The organism is Alteromonas sp. ALT199 (assembly GCF_018619335.1).
GTDB lineage: Bacteria > Pseudomonadota > Gammaproteobacteria > Enterobacterales > Alteromonadaceae > Alteromonas.
Window position 1 is genome coordinate 1 of record NZ_JAHHDX010000027.1, and the last position, 2,808, is coordinate 2,808.

Sequence of the window (2,808 nt, forward strand, 5' to 3'; positions counted from 1 at the left end):
AATTGAAGCTTATTACGGCATTGTTGTCGGCGAGGCAGTAATGGGCGCGAATGTATTCAAAGATCTTTTCGCCTCTATTCGCGACATTGTGGGTGGCCGTTCAGGATCGTATGAAGAAGAGCTGACCACTGCGCGCAAGTTAGCGTTTACCGAACTAGAACATGAAGCTAGAAGCATGGGCGCAAATGCTGTGGTAGGTATCGACTTAGATTATCAAGTGATTGGCGATAAAGGCAGTATGCTTATGGTAAGCATTAGCGGTACTGCAGTAAAAACGACGCCAGTATAAATACAAAAAGTGTATATATCTTAATGTATGCGCTTATTAATTAAATGAAGCGAGGCTTGAGCCAGTTGTTTATCAGCGGTGGCAATGTCTCGCTTTTTTGTTTTTTACCCTCAAAAAAACTTATAAAGGAAATAGAATGCTAAGAAAATGGATGTTTGTCCTATTTGCCGCATGCTCCTGCCAACTATTTGCGCAGGATGGCCTTCAGTATCAAAAACCGTCTAAAGAAATTCTAGATTTAGTAGATGTTACGCTAGCGCCGGCTACTCTTGTGGACGATGCACAGAAGAATATGGTGCTGTTGTTCCGCGATAACTATAAGTCGATAGAAGACTTATCTAAAGAAGAGCTTCGCTTAGCAGGCCTTAGAATTGACCCTGTCACCAACATTGGAAGCCGCGTCACTTACTACAATAAATTAGAGGTTCAGCGGGTAGGAAGTAAGGAGAGCATTGCTGTTAAGGGCATGCCTGAAACGCCGCGCCTAACCAACTTTTCTTGGTCACCGAATCAGCGCTTTATGGCGTTTACAAATACAACAAGCAAAGGTGTTGAGCTATGGGTGCTTGATATCAAAGCGGCAGAGGCGAGAAAACTCTTTAATAAACCCATAAATGCGAATATGGGCGATACCTTAAATTGGAATGCAGATAGTCTTTCACTTTTGGTAAAAGTAGTACCAGAGGATAGAAAAGCTTTAATCGACACTAGTGTTGCTGTTCCAACCGGCCCAACGATTTCAGTAAGCGACGGTAAAAAAGCACAAAACCGTACGTATCAAGATTTACTTAAAAACAAAAACGACGAGTTTAATTTTGAGCAATTAGCCCGTTCTGAAATTTATAAAGTTCCACTAAAAGGGCAGCCTTCACCTTGGTTAGCGTCAGGGATGTATGGCAATGTTAGCGTTTCTCCGGCCGGCGACTATGTAATGGTAGAGGAATATAAGGCACCGTTTTCTTATTTAGTGACCTACCGCCGCTTCCCTCACGCTATTAGCTTGTACGATAAAAATGGAACGCTAGCAAAAAGACTTGTCGACGTTCCGCTCATCGAAGACTTACCACAAGGCTTCATGGCTGTTCGTACCGGGCCTCGCGATGTACAGTGGCGCAACGACAAACCAAATACAATTGTATACGCTGAAGCGCTTGACGGGGGAGACCCTGAGACAGAGGTAACGCACCGTGACAAGCTAATGCAGCTTGAAGCACCATTTAGTGGCGATGGCGAGCAAATCCTTAAAACAGAAGATAGGTTTTATCGTTTTATTTGGAGCGGCGACAGTATTGCGGTAGCCATGGATTATTGGTGGAATACCCGCAATCTTAAAACCTATTTGTTTAGTCCTGACCAAAGCAAGCCTGCACAGATTATTTCAAACCGAAGCTATCAAGATAAATACAGCGACCCAGGCAGTTTTGTTACCCGCAAAAATGAATACTTCAAAGATGTACTTGCGCTAGATGGCGAGAATGCGTTTTTGCTGGGAGACGGGTTTACGCCTGAAGGGCAGTTTCCGTTCTTAGATAAGTTCAATCTTAAAACCCTTGAAACATCGCGAGTTTATTTAAGTGAATACACAGATAAATTTGAAGACTTGCGCGATTTCAATATGGAAAACGACCGCTTGTTGGTAAGAATTGAGTCTAAGCGAGATTACCCGAACTACTATTTCCGTAGTTTAAAAGATAACACGCTGACTCAGTTAACCCACTTTGAAAACCCTTTCGAAAGCATTCAAAACGTTAAGAAAGAAGTGATTACATACAAGCGTAACGACGGTTTAGATTTAACAGGTACTTTATATTTGCCAACAGATTACGAAGAAGGCAAACGCTACCCTATGATCCTATGGGCCTACCCGGAAGAATTTAAGGATAAGTCGAGCGCAGGTCAAAACACACAAAACCCTAATCGTTTTATTTATCCATGGTACGGCTCGCCTATCTATTGGGTAACTAAAGGCTATGTGGTGTTAGACGATGCTTCTTTCCCTATTGTAGGGGAGGGAGACGAAGAGCCTAACGACACCTTTAGGCCACAGCTTGTTGCCAACGCAAAGGCTGCGATTGACGCACTTGACGAAAAAGGGCTTATTGACCCAGAGCGGGTCGCGGTAGGCGGTCATAGCTATGGTGCGTTCATGGTAGCAAACCTGTTGTCTCATTCAGACTTATTTGCAGCGGGAATTGCCCGTTCTGGTGCTTACAATCGTACACTAACCCCGTTTGGTTTTCAGTCGGAGGAACGTCATTACTGGGATGCGCCAGAAGTGTATTACACCATGTCGCCATTTATGCACGCTGAGAAAATGAAGACGCCACTTTTACTTATACATGGCGAAGCAGACAATAATTCAGGAACGTATCCGATGCAAAGCGAGCGTTATTTCAACGCCCTTAAAGGCTTAGGTGCAGTAACGCGATTAGTTATGTTGCCAAAAGAAAGTCATGGATACCGTGCAAAAGAAAGTGTATTGCACACCCTTTGGGAGCAAGACCAGTGGCTTGAAAAGT

2 protein-coding genes are annotated in these 2,808 nt (G+C 43.7%); both read left to right on the top strand.

Annotation, left to right across the window (positions count from 1 at the left end; translation table 11 throughout):
- Window position 1: 1 nt before the first annotated feature.
- On the top strand, window positions 2-289 hold the full coding sequence (locus tag KL866_RS03260) for a heavy metal-binding domain-containing protein (RefSeq protein ID WP_311236117.1): 288 nt from the start codon (window positions 2-4) through the stop codon (window positions 287-289).
- A 136-nt stretch (window positions 290-425) separates the two neighbouring features.
- Window positions 426-2,808 (top strand): S9 family peptidase (locus KL866_RS03265; protein ID WP_214993356.1); only part of this gene is annotated, 2,383 nt, incomplete at its 3' end.